We start from the raw sequence: 21,815 nt of genomic DNA on the forward strand, positions 1-21,815 counted from the left end.
GCCAGCCTACGCCCCGGGCTCCGACAGGCAGCGCGGCCCCAGCAAGCCCTTCAGCTCCCCGTACAGATCGGAGGTGATGCGCACCGGGAAGGGAAGGTCGAAGACGCGCACGCTCGTCGAGGTCAGCAGGTGCAGCCGGACCTCGCTCTCGCCGCGGTGCCGTTTGAGCGTGCCCTTCAGCTCGTGCATGAGGTCCTCCGTCGCCCGCTGGTCGGGCAGCGTCAGCATGAGCGTGCTCGCGTCGTCCTGCACGGCCGCGTCGATCGGCTTGACGCCGTAGGCGTGCATCGACATGCCGTCATCGCGGGCGTTCACCTTGCCGCGCAGCGCGACGATCGAGTCCGGCTGCAGCAGGCTGCCGAACTCCTGGTACGACTTGCCCATGAAGAGCGCCTGCACCTCGCCCGTGAAGTCCTCGATGGTGACCATGCCGTAGAGGTTGCCCGACTTCGCCGTGCGGTGCTGCACGCTCGTGAGCAGCCCCGCGACGGTGACGATCTCGCCGTCGAGGTGGGACTCCGGGTTGGTGACGCGCTCGATCGAATCGCTCGCCTCCTTCGCGAGCGCGGCCTCGAGGCCGCGCAGCGGGTGGTCGGAGACGTAGAGGCCCAGCATCTCGCGCTCGAACGCGAGCTTGTCCTTCTTGGTCCACTCGGGTCGGTCGGGCACCTGCGAGACGGTCTCGCCCGCGTCGCCGTGCTCCTCGGCAGCCTCGGCGAAGAGGCTGTCGAAGTCGAACCCGACGTTGCCGTGCTCGGCGTCGCGCTTCTCTTTGACGGCGCTCTCGATCGACTGCTCGTGGATCTCGACCAGCGCGCGGCGGGTCCCGCCGAGGCCGTCGAACGCGCCCGCCTTGATGAGCGATTCCACCGTGCGCTTGTTCAGCACCGTGATGGACGACTTCTTGAGGAAGTCGTGGAAGGTCTCGAAGCGCCCCTTGCCCTCGCGCGCCTCGCGGATGCCCTCGACCACGTTCGTGCCGACGTTGCGGATCGCGCCGAGGCCGAACCGGATGTCGTCGCCGACGGCCGAGAAGTTCGCGAAGGAGTCGTTGACGGCGGGCGGCAGCACCTTGATGCCCATGCGACGGCACTCGTTGAGGTAGAGCGCGAGCTTGTCCTTCGAGTCGCCGACGCTCGTGAGCAGCGCGGCCATGTACTCGGCCGGATAGTGCTCCTTCAGGTAGGCGGTCCAGTAGCTGACGACGCCGTACGCGGCCGAGTGCGCCTTGTTGAAGGCATAGTCCGAGAACGGGAGCAGGATGTCCCAGAGCGCCTTGATCGCGGCTTCGGAGAAGCCGCGTTCCTTCATGCCGCCGGAGAAGCCCTCGTACTGCTTGTCGAGCTCGGACTTCTTCTTCTTGCCCATCGCGCGGCGGAGGATGTCCGCCTGGCCGAGCGAGAAGCCTGCCACCCGCTGAGCGATCGACATGACCTGCTCCTGATAGATGATCAGGCCGTAGGTCGTCTCGAGGATGTCCTTCAGCGGTTCCTCGAGCTCGGGGTGGATCGGTGTGATCGGCTGCAGGCCGTTCTTGCGCAGCGCGTAGTTGGTGTGGGAGTCGGCGCCCATGGGGCCCGGACGGTACAGCGCGAGCACTGCCGAGATGTCCTCGAAGTTGTCGGGCTTCATGAGGCGCAGCAGGCCGCGCATGGGGCCGCCGTCGAGCTGGAACACGCCGAGCGTGTCGCCGCGGGCGAGCAGCTCGTAGGAGGGCGCGTCGTCGAGCTCCAGGCGTTCGAGGTCGAGTTCCTCGCCGCGGTTGAGGCGGATGTTCTCGAGCGCGTCCGAGATGATCGTGAGGTTGCGCAGCCCCAGGAAGTCCATCTTGATCAGGCCGAGGCCCTCGCAGGTCGGGTAGTCGAACTGCGTGACGATCTGGCCGTCCTGCTCGCGCTTCTGCAGCGGGATGATGTCGATCAGCGGGTCGCTCGACATGATGACGCCCGCGGCGTGCACGCCCCACTGCCGCTTCAGGCCTTCGAGGCCGAGCGCCGTGTCGTAGACGAGCTTCGCCTCGGGATCCTCGGTGAGCACGGCGCGGAACTCCGCCGCCTCCTTGTAGCGGGGGTGCTCCGGGTCGGTGATGCCCGAGAGCGGGATGTCCTTCGCCATGACGGCGGGCGGCATCGCCTTCGTGAGCTTCTCGCCCATGCCGAACGGGAAGCCGAGCACGCGCGACGCGTCCTTTAGCGCCTGCTTCGACTTGATCGTGCCGTAGGTGACGATCTGCGCCACGCGCTCGTCGCCGTACTTCTCGGTGACGTACTTGATGACCTCGCCGCGACGGCGATCATCGAAGTCGACGTCGAAGTCGGGCATCGAGACGCGGTCGGGGTTGAGGAATCGCTCGAAGATGAGGCCGTGCTGCAGCGGATCGAGATCGGTGATGCGCATCGCGTAGGCGACCATGGATCCCGCACCCGAGCCACGACCGGGGCCCACGCGGATGCCGTGGTCCTTCGACCAGTTGATGAAGTCGGCGACCACGAGGAAGTACCCGGGGAAGCCCATCTGCGTGATGACGCCGATCTCGTACTCGGCCTGCTTGCGCACCGAATCGGGGATGCCGCTCGGGTAGCGGTAGTGCAGCCCCTTCTCGACCTCCTTGATGAACCAGCTGTCCTCGGTCTCGCCGTCGGGCACCGGATAGCGCGGCATGTAGTTGGCCGACGTGTTGAACTCGACGTTGCAGCGCTCGGCGATGAGCAGCGTGTTGTCGCACGCGTCGGGGAAGTCGCGGAAGATGTGCCGCATCTCGGCCGCGGTCTTGAGGTAGTAGCCCGAGCCGTCGAACTTGAAGCGGTTCGGGTCGTCGAGGCGGGAACCCGACTGCACGCAGAGCAGTGCCGAGTGGGCCTCGGCGTCGGCTTCGTGCACGTAGTGGAGGTCGTTCGTGGCGACGAGCGGGATCTTGAGGTCGCGCGCGATCTTGATGAGGTCGGACTGGACCCGGCGTTCGATGTCGAGCCCGTGATCCATGAGCTCGCAGAAGAAGTTCTCCTTGCCGAAGATGTCCTGGAACTCGGCCGCCGCCTGCCGGGCCTCGTCGTACTGCCCGAGACGCAGGCGGGTCTGGATCTCGCCCGAAGGGCAGCCCGTCGTGGTGATGAGCCCCTTGCCGTAGGTCTGCAGCAGCTCGCGGTCCATGCGGGGCTTGAAGTAGTAGCCCTGCATGGAGGCGTAGCTCGACAGCCGGAAGAGGTTGTGCATGCCCTCGGTCGTCTCCGAGAGCATGGTCATGTGGGTGTAGGCGCCGGCGCCCGACACGTCGTCGCCGCCACCGCTGCCCCAGCGCACACGGGTCTTGTCGGTGCGGTGGGTGCCCGGGGTGAGGTAGGCCTCGATGCCGATGATCGGATTGAGACCGCGGTCCTTCGCCTGACGCCAGAAATCGAATGCGCCGAAGGTGTTGCCGTGGTCGGTGACCGCGATGGCGGGCATGCCCTGAGCGGCGGCCGCATCCATGAGCGGCCCGACGCGTGCGGCCCCGTCGAGCATCGAGTACTCGCTGTGCACGTGCAGGTGCACGAACCCGTCGTTCGCTGACACGAATCAGACCCCTTTCGTCGGCCGTCCCAGGGTACCGCGCACCGCTGACAACGGGCGCGCTTCTGGCGCTCGGGGAGGCCCCGGCGCTATCTGGCGAGGCGCTCCCCGCAGGGCACGCAGGTGAGGGCGGCCGGGCGCGCCCGGAGCCGGGCGATCGGGATCGCGCGGCCGCACGCCGTGCAGACCCCGTACTCCCCCGCCGCCAGACGCCGTTCGGATTCCTCGACGCCGCTCAGCTCGGCGCGCGCCGCGTCGAGCCGGCCCGAGAGCCGCGACCACTCGGCCGACAGCGGCACGCCCTCGGGGTCGTGCTCGTCGTCGTCGCTCTCGCTCCGTCGAGCCCGCGCGAGTTCGTCCAGCTCGGCCGAGACCCGCGCGATCCGGGCCTCGATCCGCGCCCGCAGCTCGTCGAGCAGGCCGCGCAGCTCGGCGGTGCCGTGCCCGCGGGCGCTCACGGCGCGCCCCGGAGGTCGAGGCGCATGACCACGCGACGGAATCCGGCCAACACCGAGTCGGTGTCGGCCGCCCAGGAGAACCCCGCGCGCTCGAACACGGATCGCGTGCCGACGTAGGCCATCGTCTGATGCACCGACTCACCGGTGTTGTCGACCGGGTAGCCCTCGATCGCCGGCGCTCCATTGGCGCGCGCGAACTCGACCGCGCCGGTCGCGAGCGCGTGAACGACGCCCGCACCGCGGTGCCCGGGGCGCACCCGGAAGCACCAGAGCGACCAGACGTCGAGATCGTCGATGTGCGGGATCTTGCGGTTGCGGGCGAAGCTCGTGCCGGCCCGCGGATGCACCGCGGCCCAGCCGACGGGCTCGCCGTCGAGATATGCGAGCACCCCCGGAGGAGGATCCTCGGCGCACAGACCCCGCACCCGTTCGCTGCGCTCGGGCTCGCGGAGCCGCGTGTTCTCGGCGGAGCCGATGCGATAGCTCAGGCAGAAGCAGACGTTCGACTCGGGCCGCTTCGGCCCGATGACCGCACGGACGTCCGCGTAGACGTCGGCGGGCCGGATCTCGATTCCCATGCGGGAATCCTAGGCGGCACCGCCGACATCGAGGACGGGGTCAGGCCGAGAGCACATCGAGCGCGTGTTGCAGATCCTCGGGGTAGCTCGACGCGAACTCCACCGGCTCGCCCGTCGCGGGGTGCCGGAACCCGAGGCGCATGGCGTGCAGCCACTGCCGGGTCAGCCCCAGGCGCTCCGAGAGCTTCGGGTCGGCGCCGTACATCGCGTCGCCGACGCACGGGTGCCGCTGAGCCGACATGTGCACGCGGATCTGGTGCGTGCGGCCCGTCTCGAGGTGGATCTCGAGCAGCGAGGCGTACGGGAACGCTTCGATCGTCTCGTAGTGAGTGATCGACGGCTTGCCGTCGCGCGTCACGGCGAACTTCCACTCGTGGTTCGGGTGCCGACCGATGGGCCCCTCGATGGTTCCCGCGAACGGATCCGGATGCCCCTGCACGACCGCGTGGTAGATCTTCTCGACCTCGCGCTCCTTGAACGCGCGCTTGAGCTCGCGGTAGGCGTGCTCGCTCTTGGCGACCACCATCAGCCCGCTCGTGCCCGCGTCGAGCCGGTGGACGACGCCCTGGCGTTCCGCGGGACCTGAGGTGGCGATGCGGAAGCCTGCCCCGGCGAGTGCGCCGAGCACGGTCGGACCCTGCCAGCCGAGCGACGGGTGCGCCGCGACGCCCGCGGGCTTGTCGACCACCACGATGTCGTCGTCGTCGTGCACGATGCCCAGCTCGGGGAGGTGGACGGGGACGATCTCGGGCTCGCGCTTCTCGGTCCAGCTCACCTGGAGCCAGCCTCCGGCCGCGAGCCGGTCCGACTTGCCGAGCACGCGACCGTCGAGTTCGACGCCGCCGGCTTCGACCACGGTCGCCGCGAAGCTGCGCGAGAAGCCGAGCAGCTTCGCGATGGCGCTGTCGGCGCGTTCGCCCGCGAGACCATCGGGAACGGGAAGGGAACGGTGCTCCATCAGCGGGTCTCCGGCTCCGGGTCGGCGTCGGCCGCGGGTGCGTCGGAGCTCTCGGGCTCCTCCTCGCCTCGCTTGCGGCGCGGCGATCCGTCGAGCGGGAGCCCGAACAGCGTGACCAGCACGAACAGCGCCATGCCGGTGCAGATCGCGATGTCGGCGATGTTGTAGATCGCTGGGATCATCCACGGCGTGGAGATGAAATCGATGACGTGCCCGACCGGGAACCCGGGCGGACGCGTAAGGCGGTCGGTCAGATTGCCGAGCACGCCGCCGAGCAGGAGCCCGAAGAAGGCCGCCCACAGCAGCGAGCCGAGCCGGCGGATCTGCCACAGGATCACGCAGACGACGACCGTGGCGAGGATCGTGAAGATCCAGGTGGAGCCGCTCGCGAGCGAGAACGCCGCCCCCGGGTTGCGCACGAAGTGCCACTGGAGGAAATCGCCGAGGACCGGAACGGTCTGGCCCTCGGGCAGCGTGTCGACGACCCAGTTCTTGACGAGCTGATCGGTCGCGAACACGACGATCGCGACGACGAACAGGAGCACGGGCACCAGTCGTCGTCGCGAAGCAGGACGGGCGGCGCGAATTCGCGCCGCCCGTTCGGATGCGTCGTTCACGCCCCGGACTACTGCAGGCCCTCGGGAGCCCCACCGGGCTCGGGCGAGCCCTCGAGGCCGCGGAGCTGCGACTGGATGTACGAGCGGAGCGTGTTGCGGTACTCGCCCTCGAACTCGCGGAGCTCCTTGATCTTGTTGCGGAAGTCGATGCGCTCCTCGCCGAGCAGGCGCAGTTCTTCGGCGCGCTGCTTCTGCGCTTCCTGCACGAGCTGGGCCGAGGTCGCCTCGGCGTCGCGGATGAGCTGGTCGCGCTTGGACTCGCCCTCGCTGACGTGCTTGTCGTGCAGCTCGAGCGCGAGCTGCAGCATGGCGCTCGACTTGACCGCGTCGCCCTCGCCGAAGCTCGGTGCGGAGACGGGAGCTGCGGCCGGGGCCGGCGCATCGACCACGATGGTCTGCTCGGACGCCTCGACCTGCGGCTCGGACTTGCCGGCCTCGGCCTCGGCGAGCTTCGCGGTCAGCTCTTCGATCTGCTTGCGCAGCTCGGCCTTCTCTTCTTCGTGCTGGCGCAGTTCTGCCGCGATCTGATCCAGGAAATCGTCGACCTGGTCAACCTCGTAGCCATCACGGAATTTGGTGATGGAGAACTCGTGATTCAGAAGGTCTTCGGGTGTCAGTGACATTCGTGGATCTCTTTCGCTTCGGTTCCACTTCGGTGGGATGGGAACCACGGTAGCAAACAATCGCTCGGCTTCGCCCAGGGAGTTCGCAGGGCGTCGCCTCACGGGTGCGTGCGCGGGACGGAGGTTCGGGACAGGAAATCAGGGGAGGATCGCGAGAAGGATCCAGCAGCTCAGCATTGTCAGCATCCAGCCGAGGTCGAGCGCGACGGCCCCGAGGCGGATCGGCGGCAGGATCTTCCGGAACATCCGGATGGGCGGATCGGTGACCGTGTAGACGGCCTCCACCACCGCGAGCCAGACGCCGCGCGGCCGGAAGCGGGGGTTGAGCACCCGCACCCAGTCGAGGACGAATCGTGCCCAGAGGATGAAGACGTACGTCTGCAACAGGATCCTCAGCACGAGGCTGAGGATCGCGAGGATCGCCAACGCGCTAGGCGGAGGGGCTCACGAAGAAGGAGCCGGTCTCCGACCCCGAATCCTCGTCGCTGGCCGTCGCGATGTGCTCGGGCGACAGCAGGAAGACCTTGCTCGTGACGCGCTCGATGCGTCCGCGGAGTCCCATGGAGAGACCGCTCGCGAAATCGATCAGTCGCTTCGCGTCCGCATCGTTCATGCGCGAGAGATTGAGGATCACCGGGATGCCGTCGCGGAAGCTCTCGGCGATCGCGGCCGCATCGCGGTACTCGCTGGGGTGCACCGTGAGGATCTCGTTCATCGCGGGTGCCGCGGGCGCGCGGGTCGGGGTGACCTTGCGCAGCGGGGTGACCGGAGCCTTCTGCGCGGCGGGGCGCGGGGCTGCGGCAGGCGCGGCGGTCTCGGCGGCGGGCGCCGGGGCCGGACGTTCGCCGGTCTCCTCCAGCTCGTCCTCGGCGAGTCCGAGGAACACCATGGTCTTCTTCAGCGGGTTGCTCATGTTCTACTCCCTACACGCTTGCGCGGTTACTTCGAGGCTAACCGGCCACCGGCCGGTTTCCGGTGATTGCGCTGCCGATGCGAAGGTGTGTCGCGCCGGCGGCGATCGCCTCGGCGAAATCGTGGGTCATCCCCGCGGAGATCGCGGTGGCATCGGGCGCCAGGGCCTGAACCCGTTCCGAATACCGGCGGAGGCGTTCGAACGCGCGAGCCGCTTCCTCCTCTTCGGGCAGAGGCGCGACGGCCATGACTCCGCGGAGACGCAGGCTGGGCGTCTCGAGCACCCGCTCGGCGAGCCGGTCCAGCTCGTCGGGTGCGGCGCCTCCGCGGCTCGGGTCGTCCGTGAGGTTGACCTGCAGGAACGCGTCCACCGTGCGATCGATCCCGGAGAGCGCGTCGACGAGGCGCTCCCGGTCGATCGAGTGGATCGCGTGCGCGTAGCGCGCGGCCTGCCGCGCCTTCTTCGTCTGTAGCTGCCCGATGAAGTGCCAGCGCAGATCGAGATCGGCGAGCTCCGCCGCCTTGTCCTGCGCCTCCTGATGCCGGTTCTCGCCAACGTCCCGCACACCGAGGGCGGCCAGGTCAGTGACGAGGCTCGCCGGATGGAACTTGGTGACGACGATGAGCGTGAGCTCCTCTGGCGAGCGGCCGACCGCGCGCGCCGCATCGCCGATCCGCTCGGTAATGCCGGCGAGCCGGGCCGCGAGTGCGGTCCGGCTCGCTTCGACAGCTTCCGCGTCCATGCTCAGCGCAGGAACTCGGGGATGTCGAGATCGTCGTCGTCGACACCGTCGAAGGCGGGATCGACCATGCGCGCCTCGAGGGGCGGGTTCGAGATGGCCTCGCCGAACTCTCCTTCACCGGCGGACGCTGCGGCGCCCACGGTGGCGGGCTCGACGGAGGGCGACTCGACCGCCGCGAGCGGACGCGAGCTCTCATCGTTGGCCTCGGCGCGAGCCGCGCGACGCGAGCGCTCCGAGCGGCGCGGCGGGTTCTGCTGCGCGGCGGCGGGCTCGGAGTCGAAGCCCGCGGCGATCACGGTGACACGGACCTCGTCGCCGAGCGTGTCGTCGATGACCGTACCGAAGATGATGTTGGCCTCGGCGTGGACCACGTCCTGCACGAGCGAGGACGCCTCGTAGATCTCGCTGAGCGCGAGGTTGGAGGAGCCCTGGATCGACAGCAGCACGCCGTGCGCGCCCTCGATCGAAGCTTCGAGCAGCGGGGAGGCCACCGCGAGCTCCGCGGCCTTGATGGCGCGGTCGGCGCCGCGTGCGGAGCCGATGCCCATGAGCGCGGAACCGGCACCCTGCATGACCGACTTCACGTCGGCGAAGTCGAGGTTGATGAGGCCCGGGGTGGTGATGAGGTCGGTGATGCCCTGGACACCGGCGAGCAGCACCTGATCCGCGGCGGCGAACGCCTCGATCATGCTGATGCCGGGCTCGCTGATCTCGAGCAGGCGATCGTTGGGCACCACGATGAGGGTGTCCACGGCCTCGCGGAGGGCGTTGACGCCCGAATCCGCCTGGGCGGCGCGGCGGCGGCCCTCGAAGCTGAAGGGACGGGTCACGACGCCGATGGTGAGCGCGCCGATCGACTTGGCGATGCGCGCCACGACGGGAGCCGCACCGGTTCCGGTACCGCCGCCCTCGCCTGCGGTGACGAAGACCATGTCGGCGCCGGTCAGCGCCTCCTCGATCTCGTCGGCGTGATCCTCGGCGGCGCGACGCCCGACCTCGGGATCGGCGCCCGCGCCGAGGCCGCGGGTGAGCTCGCGGCCCACGTCGAGCTTGACGTCAGCGTCGCTGAGCAGAAGCGCCTGGGCATCGGTGTTCACCGCGATGAACTCGACGCCCTTCAGGCCGAGCTCGATCATGCGGTTCACCGCATTGACGCCGCCGCCGCCGACACCGACGACCTTGATGACGGCCAGGTAGTTCTGGTTCGTTGACACTGTGGGTCCTCCCCCTCAACCTTCAACCTCTACCTCAAGGTGAAAGTTAGTATCCGGGTATACATTTCGGGCGGTTCCCAAGGTACGGTGACAGCCCGGAACGACACCGGCGACACACCGGCGCGGCGCAATCTCCGCGAAAAACCGGCCCGATCCCCGCTCGGAGCTCAGTTGTAGACGGGCGCGTTCGGCGCCGAGACGTCGATCTTCTGCACCGAGCGCCCCTTGAGTCCCGTGAGCAGCGCCTGCAGCACCGCCGACTTCTTCTGCGTCTCGGTGGCCTCGCCCCACAGCACCTCGAGTCCGTTCGTGAGGGTGAAACGGACGTCCTGCCCGCTCGACGCCGTCACCGAGGCGAGCTGCTTCCGCAGCGCGTCGGGCATGTCGCGCACGATCTTCGCCGAAGCCGCGAATGCCGGAGAGCCCGGCGACGACGCCGCGCCGGTCGCCAGCGGCACCCCCGCGGGACGCTTGTCGGCGGTCCCCACGAGCACGCCCGCGGGGTCGTAGGTCTCGAGCTTCTTCCCCTTCGCCACCGTGATGGCGGGAATGCGCTCCTCGACCTGCACCACCAGCGTGCCCGGCGGGATCCGCTCGATCGCGTAGCGCTGGATCAGCGGGAACTCCGCGAGGACGCGATGCACCTCGCCGTCATCGACCAGCGCCAGCGGCACGCCGTCGAACCGGCCGAGCGCGTCCTTCACCTTCGCCGCGTCCACGCTCGACGCCCCCGTCACGCGGATGTCGCGCACCGCCATGAGCGGGCTGAGCACCCCGATCGCGACGAAGAGCGCGAGCGCCGCCACCGCGCCGGCGGCGATCAGCCAGTACCGGCGGCGGCGTCGGGTGTGCACGGTGAACCGGCGCTGCTCGCGACGCTCGCGCCGGCGGCGCAGTCGCGTGGCCGTCCGCAGATCGCGTTCGGCGACCCGGATCGGATCGGGTTCACGGTCGGAGCGCGCACGCAGCTTCGCGATGAGGCCGCCGTCGGCCCTCCGCGCATCGAGCGCGGCGTCGCTCAGGTCGGTCGTCGCCAGTTCGTCCGCGGATGCTCCGGCGGGAGCCGAGAAGGCGCCGCGCTCCGGAGGAGCCGCTCTGCCTGCATCGGCCGTGCCGAACCGCGCATCGCCGAGCACGTCGGCGAGATCGCTCGGGTCGCGCTGAGCCTCCTCGGCCCGTTCAGGGATGACCTCGGCGACGGTCGCCTCGGCATCGGACGGCGGCGTCTCGGCGGCCCCGCCCGAACCGCGTCGCCGGAGCAGCCAACCACCGTCGGATCCGCCTCGGCGGTCGCTCGCCGACGTCTCCGGCGCGACGGGTGCATCGCGCTCCGGCTCGGGCTCGCGATCGAACCCGCTCGGGCGCTTCACGCGCACCGCCGTCTCATCGGCACGACGAACTCACTCGCCGTCGGCGTCGAACCGGCCGTGCAGCGCCTCGACCACCTGCGGGATGATCTGGTAGACGGTACCGCAGCTCATGGTCACCATCACGTCGCCGGGTTCGGCGATCTCGGCGAGATAGTCGGCCGCGCGCTGCCAGTCGTCGATGTATGCGACCCGGCTCTGGTCCGAGAAGTCGTCGGCCACGAGCGCACCGGTGACACCGGCCACGGGATCCTCGCGCGCGCCGTCGACGGAGAGCACCACGGTGCGATCGGCGCCCTGCTCGAGCACCTCCGCGAACTCGCGGTGGAACAGGCTGGTGCGGCTGTAGAGGTGGGGCTGGTGGATCGCGATGAGGCGGCCCTCCCCCACGACGGCGCGCGCCGAATCGAGCAGCGCCGCGACCTCGGTCGGGTGGTGCGCGTAGTCGTCGTACACGCGCACGCCGCCCACCTCGGCGTGGAACTCGAAGCGGCGCTTGGTGCCGCCGAACTCGCTGATCGCGCGGAGCGAAGCGGCCGCGTCGAAGCCGAGCCCGGTGAGCACGGCCAGCGCGCCGACCGCGTTGACCGCGTTGTGCCGGCCGAAGACGCTGAGCTGGGCCCGGTGCCGTTCGACCGCCCCGTCGGCGCCGATCAGCTCGACCTCGAAGGCCACGGGGCCGGAGTCGTCGAGCGAGACGAGGCGCACGTCGGCGCCCTCGGCCTCGCCGAAAGTGCGGACGGCGGGCAGCTCGCCGCCCGCGGCCTGCTCGCGCAGGGAAGCGAGCACTTCGAGCGCTCCGGAGTCGTCGGCCGAGACGACGATCTGCTCCCGCGCGCCGCGAGCGAAGTCGACGAACGCCTGCATGAAGTTCTCGCGGGAGCCGTAGAAGTCGAGGTGCTCGGGATCCACGTTGGTGATCAGCGCGATCGCCGTGTCGTAGAGCAGGAACGACTTGTCGCTCTCGTCGGCCTCGATCACGAAGAGGTCGTCGGATCCCGGGCCCGACGAGGTACCGAGGGACTCGATGATGCCGCCGTTGACGAAGGACGGGTCGGCGCCGAGGCCGAGCAGCCCGGTCACGACCATGCCGGTCGAGGTGGTCTTCCCGTGCGCGCCGGCGATCGAGACGAGGCGCTTGCCGCGCGCGAGCCACGCGAGGGCCTGCGAACGGTGCAGCACCGGGAGGCCCTTCGCGAGCGCGAGCTGGTACTCGGGGTTGTCCTGCCAGAGCGCACCCGTCACGACGAGCGTGTCGGCGTCGCCGACGTTCGCGGCGTCGTGCCCGATGCTGACGTCGATGCCGAGCTCGGCGAGCGCCTTCGTGTTGTAGTTGGCGCTGCGATCGGAGCCCGAGACCCGCACGCCGGCGGCGTGCATCATGCGCGCGATTCCGCTCATGCCGGAACCGCCGATGCCGACGAAGTGCACCTTCCCGAGCTCGTCGGGAATCTGCATGTCGAGATCGGGATAGATCATCTGGGCGCCTCCTCAGGTCGTGCCCGACAAGACTACCGTTCCGCGCCCGCGTTCCCGCGGCGCGGATGCCCGGTGTGGCGCGGGTCTCAGCGCGCTCCCACCGGAGCCTTCGACTCCCGGGCCCGGCGGCCCTCCCGCGGGACGAGCGGGATCGCCGCGGCGGGCGCCAGGGCGATGAGGGCGAGCGCCGTCGGCACGCCGACGAGGGTGATGAGCCCGCCGACGACCGGGCCGACCGCTGCCGCGGCGAGGAACTGCCCGGTGTTCTGGATCCCGAGCGCGCGCCCGGCCCAGCCCCGCCCCGCGGTCTCGGCGACCGCGGTGAAGGCGAGCCCGTTGTCGGCGACGCTCACGCAGCTCGCGATGACGTAGGCCACGGCGGCAGGAACGGCCCACCCGGCCCACCCGAAGACCGCGGCGAGGACCAGCACGACCACGCCGATCACGGCGACCTGCAGCAGCGGGCGCAGGCGCGAGCGCACGCGATCGCTCCACAGCCCCACCGCGATGCGCCCGGCGGCGCCCGCGAACTGGGAGACCGCCACGAGCGCACCCGCGGCGAGGGCACTCCACCCGAACCCGACGGTGAACCACACGAGACCGAAGGTCGAGAGCGCGAACTGCGGGACCACGAGCAGCATCGAGACCGCGTGGATGCGCACGAGCGTCGCGGAGCCCCGGTACGGATTGGACTCCGGCCGGCTCTCGCCCGCGGCCCCGGCCGCTCCCGCGGCCCCGGCCGCTCCGGCCACGGCGGACGACGGCGAATCCACCACGGCGCAGACGCAGGCGATCAGGCTGACGAGCAGCAGGATCCCGCCGAAGCCGAGCGCGGCGACGACGCCCGCACCCGCCGCGATGGGCGGCACCGCGACGGCCGCGACCGCCATCCCCAACGGCTGGCAGGTCTGCCGGATCCCCATCACGAACCCGCGGCGGCCGACCGGGAACCATCCGGTGATCAGGCGCCCGCTCGTGTTGTTGATGCAGGCGGTCATCGCGCCGCCCAGCACGAACGCCGCGCCGAGCCAGAAGCCGTCGCCCGCCAGCATCGACAGCGCCACCGCCAGCACGCTCAGGCTGAGACCGATGATCAGCACCCGGCGCTCGCCCACCCGGTCGGCGAGCGCGCCCCAGAGGAAGAGCGCGAGCACGAGGCCCAGATTGGGCATGCCCGCGAGCAGGCCGGCGCCCGCGAGGCTCATGCCCCGCTCCTGCGTGAAATACGGGATGAGGAACGCGGGGGTCGCGACCACCACGGTGGTCGAGGCCTGGCCGAACACCATGACGGCGAGCATCAGCCAGGGTCTAGGACGAATGGGCACGGGAGGACTCTCCGATCAGCGAAGCGTTGACCGGCACGACGAACGGCGCCGCTGGCAGGGCGCCGATCGATTCACACCCTGCTGCGGCTCCGAAGGAGGAGGCTGCGAGACATGGGGCGATCCTATCGCGTCAGAGCGCGGTCAGCGCGCCGCCAGCGCCTCGCGCACGAGCGCGAGCAGGCGCTCGGTCCCGTCGAGGGCGCCGACCCCGCGGGCCCGCTCCGACATCTCGCCGAGCCGCGCGTCGTCGCCGACCAGCGGGATCAGAGTGCCGCGCACCCACTCAGGAGTCAGCTCGGCGTCGTCCACGAGCAGCGCACCGCCGGCTTCGACGTCGGCGGCGGCGTTGAAGCGCTGCTCGCCGTTGCCGTGTCCGTAGGGCACGAACACGGCGGGGATGCCGAGTCCGGCGAGCTCGCTCACGGTCGTGGATCCGGCCCGCGAGACCGCGAGGTCGCAGGCGGCGAATGCGAGGTCCATGCGGTCGCAGTACGGCAGCACCTCGTAGCCCGCGACGCCCGGATCCTCGAGCTCGGTGAGCCCGCCCCAGACGTGCAGCACCTGGATCCCGGCCGCGGTGATCGCCGCGGCCTCGCTCGAGATGCCGCGGTTGATCGCGCGGGCGCCCAGCGAGCCGCCCGTCACCAGCAGCGTGCGCCGCTCGGGGTCGAGACCGAAGTGCTCGCGCGCCGAGGCGCGGAGCGCCGCGCGGTCGAGCCCCGTGATCTCGGGGCGGAGGGGCATCCCGGTGACCCGAGCGTTCGGGATCGGGGTGCCGGGGAAGGTGACCGCGACGTAGGGCGTCGAGCGCGCGCCGAGCTTGTTCGCCATGCCGGGCTTCGCGTTCGCCTCGTGGATCACCACGGGCACGCCCTCCTTCGCGCCGGCCCGGTAGGCGGGCGCCGAGGCGTAGCCGCCGAAGCCGACCACGACGTCGACGCCGCGCTCGCGGATCAGCTCGCGCACCCGGGCGATGGCCCGGCGGTACTTCGCGGGGAACTTCAGCGCGTAGGCGCTCGGCTTCCGCGGGAACGGCAGGCGCTCGATGGTCACCAGTTCGTACCCGCGCTCCGGCACCAGGCGGGCTTCGAGCCCCTCCTTCGTGCCGAGCACCACGATCTCCGCGTCCGGCTCCTCCGTCCGGATCAGATCGGCGAGCGCGAGCAGCGGGTTGACGTGCCCGGCGGTTCCGCCTCCGGCCAGCAGGTAGGTGGTCATCGTGTCGCCTCCGTGGTGGTGATCTCGTCTCGGTGCTTCGCGTTGTCGCGCGCGATCGATATGACCACGCCCATGGCGACCAGGCACGCGATGAGCGCGGTGCCGCCGGCGCTGATGAGGGGCAGCGGCACCCCGAGCACCGGCAGGATGCCGATCACCACCGCGATGTTCACGAAGGCCTGGCCGACGATCCAGACGAGGATCCCGCCGACGACGGCCTTGCCGAAGCGGTCCCGCGCGTTGCCGATCACGCGCAGCATGAACACGGTCAGCACGATGAAGAGCACGATCACGAGGACCGCGCCGATCATGCCGAGCTCCTCGCCGATGATCGCGAAGATGTAGTCGTTGTCGGCCGCCGGCAGCCACTTCCACTTCGCCTTCGACCCGCCGAGGCCGACGCCGAAGAGCCCGCCGCCGGCGAGCGCCCACAGGCCGTGCAGCGGCTGCCAGGCGAGGCCGCTGTAGTCGCTGTTGCCGCCCGCGTGGCCGAACAGGCGATCCATGCGGTTCTGGCTCGTCACGACGAAGAAGAACGCCGCGAGCGCGGCCCCCGCGAAGGTGTAGCCGAGGGCCTTCCAACTGACGCCGCCGAAGTACATCGCGCCGAGCACCGAGGCGCCCATGATGATCGTGGTGCCGAGATCCTTGCCCAGCATGACCGTGCCGAGGGCGATGAGCGCACCCGGCAGCACGATCGGGATCAGCTCGTGCTTGGTCTGCGTGAGCAGTCGCTCCTTCGACATCAGCACCGCGCCGATCCAGACGATGAGCGCGAGCTTCAGCGCCTCGGACGGCTGCGCCGAGAAGGAACCGATCTGGATCCAGTTGCGGTTGCCGTAGACGTCGACGCCGAGCGGCGTGAACACGAGGAGCTGCAGGAAGATCCCGAGACCGAACAGCCACCAGGCCCAGCGCCGCCAGAACTCGATGGTGCGGGTCGCCGCGAAGATCATCAGCGGGATGCCGATGAGCGCGTAGGTCGCCTGGCGCCAGAATCCGCCGAGGAAGCCCTGATCGTCGAGGTAGGAGGTGATCGACGACGCCGAGAGCACCATGATCAGCCCGATGCCGACCAGGAGGAAGGTGATCGCGTAGAGCGCCACCACCGTCGGGTCGCCCGGGGTCGGGATCGCGCCGCCCAGGCGGATCCGCGCACGGCCGAACGCGCCGCGCCCCGGGGTCGACGCCGCCTGCTCGCTCACGTCAGCGGCCCTCGGCGAGTGCGCGAAGGGCCGCCTGGAAGCGCCGTCCGCGATCGGCGTAGTCGGTGAACTGGTCCATCGAGGCCGCGGCCGGTGCGAAGAGCACGGTGTCGCCCTCGTCAGCGAGCGCCGCCGCCGCATCGACCGCAGCGCGTGCGACGTCGAAGTCGGAGCCCTCGGGCACGATTTCGCTCACGGCGACGCCGGGCGCGTGCTCGGCGAACGCGGCGAGCACGGCCTCGCGCTCGGCCCCGATCACGACCGCGCCGCGCAGGCGCTCCGCGTGGGTCTCGACGAGCTCGCCGATGTCGGTTCCCTTGAGCAGGCCTCCGACCACCCACACCACGCGCTCGAGCGCGCGCAGCGATGCGGCCGCGGCATGCCCGTTGGTGGCCTTCGAATCGTCGATCCAGGTGACGCCGTCGAGCACGCCGAGATGCTGAGCGCGATGGGCGTCCAGCTCGAAGTTCAGGATCGCGGTCGCGATCTCCTCGGGCTCGACCCCGCGCGAGCGGGCCAGGGCCGCCGCCGCGAGGATGTTCTGCACCAGGTGCGGCGCGCCCAGGTGGCGCTCCTGCAGCTCTTCGATCGTGACGAGCTCGTACGCCGAGCTGCGGCGCTCGGCGTGGAAGCCGCGGTCGATGAGGAGTCCGTCGACGATCCCGAAGCCGCTGGGCGGCGGGGCGTCGAGGCCGAAGCTGATCGCGCGGGCGCCCTCGACCACGTCGGCCTCCTCGACCATGCGCTCGGTGGCCGCGTCGGCGCGGTTGTAGACGCAGGCGACTTGCGTGTGCGCGTAGACCTTGGCCTTCGCCGCGCGGTACGCCTCGGCGGAGCCGTGCCAGTCGAGGTGGTCGTCCGCGATGTTCAGGCAGACGCTCGCGTACGGCGAGATCTCGCCGAGCCGCTCCAGCTGGAAGCTCGACAGCTCGACCACGAGCGCGTCGTACCCCTGCGGGTCGCGCAGCGCGTCGAGGATCGGCACGCCGATGTTGCCCACGGGGGCCGCGCGCAGTCCCCCGGCGAGCAGCATGTGCGCCGTGAGCTGCGAGGTCGTGGTCTTGCCGTTGGTACCGGTGATGCAGATCCAGTCGGCCACCCGATCGGTCTTGTCGCGCAGGCGCCAGCCGAGCTCGATGTCGCCCCACACCACGGTGCCGCGGGCGATCGCCCACTCGGTCAGCGGGTGATCGGGCCGGTAGCCGGGCGAGACGATGACGAGGTCGGGATCGAACGCGGCGAGGTCGGCGAGCTGCGCCTCGTCACCGGCGATCCGGGCCTGCTCCGCGCCGATGACGCGCAGCAGCTGCTCGCGCTCGGGATCCTCGCCCGCGAAGATGACGCGGACGCGGGACCCGAGCTCGACGAGGGTGTCGGCGACCGAGAACCCGGTGACGCCGAGGCCGAGCACGGCGACGCGCAGTCCCGACCAGTCGTGGTGCCAGCTGGACAGTGCGAGCACGCGCTCGCGGACATCGATGGTCATTGCTGCAGCAACCATTCTCCGTAGAACGCGCCCACGCCGGCCACCACGAAGAGTCCCGCGATGATCCAGAAGCGGACGACGACCGTGACCTCGGCCCAGCCCTTGAGCTCGAAGTGGTGGTGGATCGGGCTCATCAGGAAGATGCGCTTGCCCTTCGTCACCTTGAAGTAGAGGCGCTGCACGATGACCGAGCCGGTCTCGATGATGAACAGGCCGCCGATGAGCACGAGCAGCAGCTCGGTGCGGGTGAGGATCGCGAGCGCGGCGATCGCGCCGCCGATGCCCATCGAGCCGGTGTCGCCCATGAACACGTGCGCCGGGTTGGTGTTCCACCAGAGGAAGCCGGCGAGGCCGCCGAGGAACGCCGCGGCGATGACCGCGAGATCCATGGGATCGCGCACCTCGTAGCAGCCGGCCTTGCCCGCCGTCGTCGCGCAGTTCTGCGCCGACTGCCAGAAGCCGATGCCGAGGTAGGCGGCGAAGGCGAACAGCGCGGCGCCCGCGGCGAGGCCGTCGAGGCCGTCGGTCACGTTCACCGAGTTGGTGGCGGAGGTGACGATCAGGATGATCCAGATGACGATCACGATGATGCCGAGCACCGAGCCGAGCGCCATGAAGTCGAACGGGAGGTCGCGGAAGATCGAGATGTGCGTGGACACCGGGGTGACGCCCGCCTGGTTCGCGAACTGCAGGCCGAGCAGCGCGAACGCGACCGCGACGAGGATCTGGCCGACGATCTTCGCCCAGCCGTTCAGGCCGGCCGAGTTCTGCATGCGGGCCTTCATGAAGTCGTCGACGAAGCCGACGAGGCCGGCGCCCACGGCCATGAGGATCACGAGCATCGCCGACGGGGTCGGCGTCTCCCCCATGATGAACTTGCCGAGGAAGTAGGCGATGACGGAGCCCGACAGGAAGATGAGCCCGCCCATGGTGGGCGTACCCCGCTTGACCTCGTGCTCCTTCGGGCCGTCGACGCGGATCGGCTGGCCCCAGCGGAGGCGGTTGAAGACCCGCACGAAGAGCGGGGTCAGCAGCAGCGAGTAGAGCAGGGAGAACCCGCCGGCGATGAGCAGGGCGATCATGCAGTGACCTCCTCGGTCGTGGCGTCGGAGGCGGGCGCGAACTCCGCACCGAGCCGGTCGCCGAGCGCCTGGAGGCCGGCGGCGTTGGAGGACTTCACGAGCACCGTGTCGCCCGGCCGCAGGCCGGACTTCAGGTAGTCGAATGCGTCGTCGGCGGAGTCGAAGAGCACGCTCTCGCCGTCCCAGGAGCCCTCGTTGATGGCCGAGATGTGCAGGCGGCGCGCATCGGCGCCCACCACCACGAGCTCGGAGATGCCGAGGCGCACGACCTGGAGGCCGATGCGATCGTGCTCGTCGCCCGCGAGCTCGCCGAGCTCGCTCATGGCGCCGAGCACCGCGACCGAGCGCGCGTCGGGACGCCGCACCTGCGCGAGCGTGCGCAGCGCTGCGCTCATCGAGTCGGGGCTCGCGTTGTAGGCGTCGTTGATGATCGTGATGCCGTCGCGCCCGCCGAGCACCTCCATGCGGCCGGGAGCCGCGACGACCGCGGCCTCGAGCGTCTCGACGACGGCATCGAGGTCGAGACCGAGCTCGAGCCCGACCGTCGCCGCGGCGAGGGCGTTCATGACGTGGTGCTCACCGAGCACGCGGAAACGCACCGGGCGCGATGCGCCGTCGGCGTGGAGGGTGAAGCGGGTGCCGCTCGCGTCCCCGACGATGTCGCTCGCGCGCACGTCGGCGGCCTCGGACTGGCCGAACCAGCGCACGCGCGCCTCGGTCAGCTCGGCCATGCGGGCGACCCGCGGGTCGTCGCGGTTGAGCACCGCGACGCCGGTCGCGTCGAGCGCGCGCACCATCTCGCTCTTGGTGCGGAACGTGGTCTCGATCCCGCCGAAACCGCCCGCGTGGGCGAGCCCGACGGTCAGCACGACGCCGATGTGCGGCTGCGCCATGTCGGTGAGGCGCGTGATCTCGCCCTCGGCGCTCGCCCCCATCTCGGCGACGAGCGTCTCGGTGCCGGCCTCGACGCGGAGCATCGTGAGCGGGCCGCCGACCTCGTTGTTGAACGACTTCGCCGACGCGACCGTCGGTCCGAGCCGGTCGGCCATCGCTGCGACGAGGTTCTTCGTGGTGGTCTTGCCGTTGGAACCGGTGATCCCGACGATGCGGAGGCCGCCGGCACCGCGCACGCGGCGCACGACCTCGGTCGCGAGCGCCCCGAGCGCATCGGTGCTGTCGGCGACGACGATCTGGGGCACGCGGTCATCGACCTCGCGCTCCACCACCAGCAGCGCGGCACCGGAGTCGACGGCCTTCGCCGCGAAGCGGTGCCCGTCGGTCTCCTCGCCGCGCCGGGCGAAGAAGATCTGCCCCTCGGCGACCTCGCGGGAATCGGTCTGGGACTCCCCCGTCACCGCCGTGGCGCCGGTCGCGCCCGATGCACCGGGCACCAGGCGTCCGTCGACCGCAGCGGCGATCTCGTCGAGCGTGAGTTCGATCACTGGAGCAGTCCTGCCTCGCGGAGCGCTCCGCGTACTTCGTCTCGAGCCGAGTACGGGAGGTGCTGCCCGGCTACTTCCTGATAGTCCTCGTGCCCGGGACCGGCATACAGAATAACGTCTTCGGGACCCGCGATCGAAATGGCGCGGCGCACGGCCTCGCGCGGATCCGCGACCTCGATGATCTCGGCGTGGTTCGCCTCGCGCGCCCCGGCGATGAGCTGGGCGCGGATCGCGGCGGGATCCTCGGTGCGCGGGTGGTAGTCGCAGACGATGAGCACGTCGCTGCCCGCGGCGGCGATCCGGCCCATCTCTTCGCGCTTCGTGGTGTCGCGGTCGCCGTCGGCGCCGAACATGAAGATGATGCGGCCGGGGGCGACCTCGGCGAGTCCGTCCAGCATGGTCTGGAACGCGCCGGGCGTGTGGCCGTAGTCGACGTAGAAGCGGGGGCCGGGGCCTGCCGGGTTGATCGCTTCGAGACGGCCCGGGATGTACACCGGGATGAGGCCGTTCTCGAGCCCGGCCTCGACCTGCGCGATGGGGATCCCGGCCTCGTGCAGCATGATCAGCGCGAGCGCGGCGTTCTCGGCCATGAAGCGGCCGAACACCGGCACGCGGCCGCGGAACCGCGCGCCCTCGGGGCCCTGGAGCACGAAGCTGACGCCGTCGAGGTCCTGACGCGTCACCGCGAGGTGCCAATCGGCCTCGACCCCGTACTCGGTCGCGAGCGTGGTGACCGGGATCTCCGACTCGCGCGAGACGCGCACACCGTAGGGCGAATCGACGACGACCACGCCGCGGGCGGCGTGCTCGGGGGCGAACAGCGCGAGCTTCGCCGCGAAGTAGGACTCCATGTCGCCGAAGTCGTCGAGGTGATCCTGCGAGAAGTTGTTGAAGGCCACGACGTCGAAGCGGACGCCGTCGATGCGACGGCGCTCGACCGCGTGCGCCGAGACCTCGAGCGCGATCCCGCGGGCGTCCTCCTCTACCATGCGCGCCAGCAGTCCATGGAGCTCGGACGCCTCGGGGCTCGTGAGCCCGCTCGTCATCACCGCGTCGCCCACGCGGCGCTCCGCGGTGGAGCTGAGGCCCGCGGTGATCCCCGCGGCGCGCAGCAGCTCGGCGATCAGGTAGACCACGCTGGTCTTGCCGTTGGTGCCGGTGATGCCGAAGATCTTCGCCCCGTCGGCGCCGTCGCCCAGGTTCTCGGTCCCGTAGACCGCGGCGGAGACCTCGCCGAGGATCTCGCGCGGGTGCCCGGCCGAGCGGAGCACGGGCAGGCCCGCCGCCGCGGCGCGCTCGGCGCCCGCGTCGTCGGTGAGCACCGCGACGGCGCCGCGCTCGGCGGCCGTCGCGGCGAAGTCCGCGCCGTGGTGCTTGGCCCCCGGCAGACCGACGTAGAGATCCCCCGGCTGCACGTCGCGCGAGTCGATCGAGACGCCCGTGACGGCACGGCCCCCGAGTTCGCCGTCGTGCTCCAGACCGAAGCGCTCGGCGAGTCGCTCGAGCGGCATCTCGGTCGGATGCGCGGGTCGGATGCTCATCGCACCGTCGGTCGTCAC

The 21,815-nt window shown here is 70.4% G+C and carries 19 protein-coding genes; all 19 read right to left on the minus strand.

Annotated elements, in window-relative coordinates; genetic code table 11:
- Positions 1-6: 6 nt before the first annotated feature.
- Positions 7-3,501, minus strand: coding sequence for a DNA polymerase III subunit alpha (gene dnaE, locus ABD169_RS11430; protein ID WP_425560970.1), 3,495 nt, complete (start codon positions 3,499-3,501; stop codon positions 7-9).
- 137 nt (positions 3,502-3,638) lie between these two features.
- Positions 3,639-4,007 carry a TraR/DksA family transcriptional regulator gene (locus ABD169_RS11435; RefSeq protein WP_344032314.1) on the minus strand — a complete coding sequence of 123 codons (369 nt, stop codon included), beginning with the start codon at positions 4,005-4,007 and terminating at the stop codon, positions 3,639-3,641.
- Positions 4,004-4,585: a GNAT family N-acetyltransferase gene (locus ABD169_RS11440; protein ID WP_344032316.1), complete on the minus strand. Its 582-nt coding sequence runs from the start codon at positions 4,583-4,585 to the stop codon at positions 4,004-4,006. Before ABD169_RS11440 ends, ABD169_RS11435 begins: the two co-directional genes overlap by 4 nt.
- Before the next feature lie 40 nt (positions 4,586-4,625).
- On the minus strand, positions 4,626-5,543 hold the full coding sequence (locus ABD169_RS11445; RefSeq protein ID WP_046455353.1) for an RluA family pseudouridine synthase: 918 nt from the start codon (positions 5,541-5,543) through the stop codon (positions 4,626-4,628).
- Complete coding sequence (lspA, locus tag ABD169_RS11450) at positions 5,543-6,160, minus strand: signal peptidase II (RefSeq protein WP_344032318.1); 618 nt, start codon at positions 6,158-6,160, stop codon at positions 5,543-5,545. The genes ABD169_RS11445 and lspA overlap by 1 nt, the downstream gene beginning before the upstream one ends.
- An 8-nt stretch (positions 6,161-6,168) precedes the next feature.
- On the minus strand, positions 6,169-6,783 hold the full coding sequence (locus ABD169_RS11455) for a DivIVA domain-containing protein (RefSeq protein ID WP_344032320.1): 615 nt from the start codon (positions 6,781-6,783) through the stop codon (positions 6,169-6,171).
- Between the two features lie 138 nt (positions 6,784-6,921).
- Positions 6,922-7,209 carry a YggT family protein gene (locus ABD169_RS11460; RefSeq protein ID WP_046455356.1) on the minus strand — a complete coding sequence of 96 codons (288 nt, stop codon included), beginning with the start codon at positions 7,207-7,209 and terminating at the stop codon, positions 6,922-6,924.
- A 4-nt stretch (positions 7,210-7,213) separates the two neighbouring features.
- The gene (locus tag ABD169_RS11465; protein WP_046455357.1) at positions 7,214-7,696 is read right to left on the minus strand and encodes a cell division protein SepF; all 483 of its coding nucleotides are present in this window, start codon (positions 7,694-7,696) and stop codon (positions 7,214-7,216) included.
- A 37-nt stretch (positions 7,697-7,733) separates the two neighbouring features.
- Complete coding sequence (locus tag ABD169_RS11470) at positions 7,734-8,438, minus strand: YggS family pyridoxal phosphate-dependent enzyme (RefSeq protein ID WP_344032323.1); 705 nt, start codon at positions 8,436-8,438, stop codon at positions 7,734-7,736.
- A gap of 2 nt (positions 8,439-8,440) precedes the next feature.
- Positions 8,441-9,652 (minus strand): cell division protein FtsZ, encoded by a 1,212-nt coding sequence (ftsZ, locus tag ABD169_RS11475; protein WP_344032325.1) that lies wholly within the window; start codon positions 9,650-9,652, stop codon positions 8,441-8,443.
- Between the two features lie 167 nt (positions 9,653-9,819).
- Positions 9,820-11,028, minus strand: a complete 1,209-nt coding sequence (locus ABD169_RS11480) for a cell division protein FtsQ/DivIB (protein WP_344032327.1) — start codon at positions 11,026-11,028, stop codon at positions 9,820-9,822.
- A gap of 24 nt (positions 11,029-11,052) precedes the next feature.
- Positions 11,053-12,498, minus strand: a complete 1,446-nt coding sequence (gene murC, locus ABD169_RS11485) for a UDP-N-acetylmuramate--L-alanine ligase (protein WP_344032329.1) — start codon at positions 12,496-12,498, stop codon at positions 11,053-11,055.
- A gap of 86 nt (positions 12,499-12,584) precedes the next feature.
- Complete coding sequence (locus tag ABD169_RS11490; RefSeq protein ID WP_344032331.1) at positions 12,585-13,823, minus strand: MFS transporter; 1,239 nt, start codon at positions 13,821-13,823, stop codon at positions 12,585-12,587.
- A 141-nt stretch (positions 13,824-13,964) separates the two neighbouring features.
- On the minus strand, positions 13,965-15,041 hold the full coding sequence (locus tag ABD169_RS11495; RefSeq protein ID WP_344032333.1) for a UDP-N-acetylglucosamine--N-acetylmuramyl-(pentapeptide) pyrophosphoryl-undecaprenol N-acetylglucosamine transferase: 1,077 nt from the start codon (positions 15,039-15,041) through the stop codon (positions 13,965-13,967).
- Positions 15,038-16,246, minus strand: coding sequence for an FtsW/RodA/SpoVE family cell cycle protein (locus tag ABD169_RS11500; RefSeq protein WP_344032335.1), 1,209 nt, complete (start codon positions 16,244-16,246; stop codon positions 15,038-15,040). Before ABD169_RS11500 ends, ABD169_RS11495 begins: the two co-directional genes overlap by 4 nt.
- Before the next feature lies 1 nt (position 16,247).
- Positions 16,248-17,732 carry a UDP-N-acetylmuramoyl-L-alanine--D-glutamate ligase gene (murD, locus tag ABD169_RS11505; RefSeq protein WP_344032338.1) on the minus strand — a complete coding sequence of 495 codons (1,485 nt, stop codon included), beginning with the start codon at positions 17,730-17,732 and terminating at the stop codon, positions 16,248-16,250.
- A complete protein-coding gene (gene mraY / locus ABD169_RS11510) occupies positions 17,729-18,814 on the minus strand; it encodes a phospho-N-acetylmuramoyl-pentapeptide-transferase (protein WP_046455364.1) in 1,086 nt (361 codons plus the stop codon). The genes murD and mraY overlap by 4 nt, the downstream gene beginning before the upstream one ends.
- Entirely contained in the window at positions 18,811-20,256 is a 1,446-nt protein-coding gene (locus tag ABD169_RS11515; protein WP_344032340.1) for a UDP-N-acetylmuramoyl-tripeptide--D-alanyl-D-alanine ligase, read from the minus strand. The genes mraY and ABD169_RS11515 overlap by 4 nt, the downstream gene beginning before the upstream one ends.
- On the minus strand, positions 20,253-21,797 hold the full coding sequence (locus ABD169_RS11520) for a Mur ligase family protein (protein ID WP_344032342.1): 1,545 nt from the start codon (positions 21,795-21,797) through the stop codon (positions 20,253-20,255). The genes ABD169_RS11515 and ABD169_RS11520 overlap by 4 nt, the downstream gene beginning before the upstream one ends.
- Positions 21,798-21,815: the final 18 nt, after the last annotated feature.

This window comes from Leucobacter iarius (assembly GCF_039530105.1).
In the GTDB taxonomy this organism is placed as follows: domain Bacteria; phylum Actinomycetota; class Actinomycetes; order Actinomycetales; family Microbacteriaceae; genus Leucobacter; species Leucobacter iarius.

Bases quoted from the DNA above. Each gene is read 5' to 3' on its own strand.
- dnaE (WP_425560970.1), bottom strand. From the start codon at position 3,501: ATGCTCGACGGGGCCGCACGCGTCGGGCCGCTCATGGATGCGGCCGCC.
- ABD169_RS11520 (WP_344032342.1), bottom strand. From the start codon at position 21,797: ATGAGCATCCGACCCGCGCATCCGACCGAGATGCCGCTCGAGCGACTC.
- murC (WP_344032329.1), bottom strand. From the start codon at position 12,498: ATGATCTATCCCGATCTCGACATGCAGATTCCCGACGAGCTCGGGAAG.
- ABD169_RS11445 (WP_046455353.1), bottom strand. From the start codon at position 5,543: ATGGAGCACCGTTCCCTTCCCGTTCCCGATGGTCTCGCGGGCGAACGC.
- mraY (WP_046455364.1), bottom strand. From the start codon at position 18,814: ATGATCGCCCTGCTCATCGCCGGCGGGTTCTCCCTGCTCTACTCGCTG.
- ABD169_RS11470 (WP_344032323.1), bottom strand. From the start codon at position 8,438: ATGGACGCGGAAGCTGTCGAAGCGAGCCGGACCGCACTCGCGGCCCGG.
- ABD169_RS11440 (WP_344032316.1), bottom strand. From the start codon at position 4,585: ATGGGAATCGAGATCCGGCCCGCCGACGTCTACGCGGACGTCCGTGCG.
- ABD169_RS11495 (WP_344032333.1), bottom strand. From the start codon at position 15,041: ATGACCACCTACCTGCTGGCCGGAGGCGGAACCGCCGGGCACGTCAAC.
- murD (WP_344032338.1), bottom strand. From the start codon at position 17,732: ATGACCATCGATGTCCGCGAGCGCGTGCTCGCACTGTCCAGCTGGCAC.
- ABD169_RS11455 (WP_344032320.1), bottom strand. From the start codon at position 6,783: ATGTCACTGACACCCGAAGACCTTCTGAATCACGAGTTCTCCATCACC.
- ABD169_RS11465 (WP_046455357.1), bottom strand. From the start codon at position 7,696: ATGAGCAACCCGCTGAAGAAGACCATGGTGTTCCTCGGACTCGCCGAG.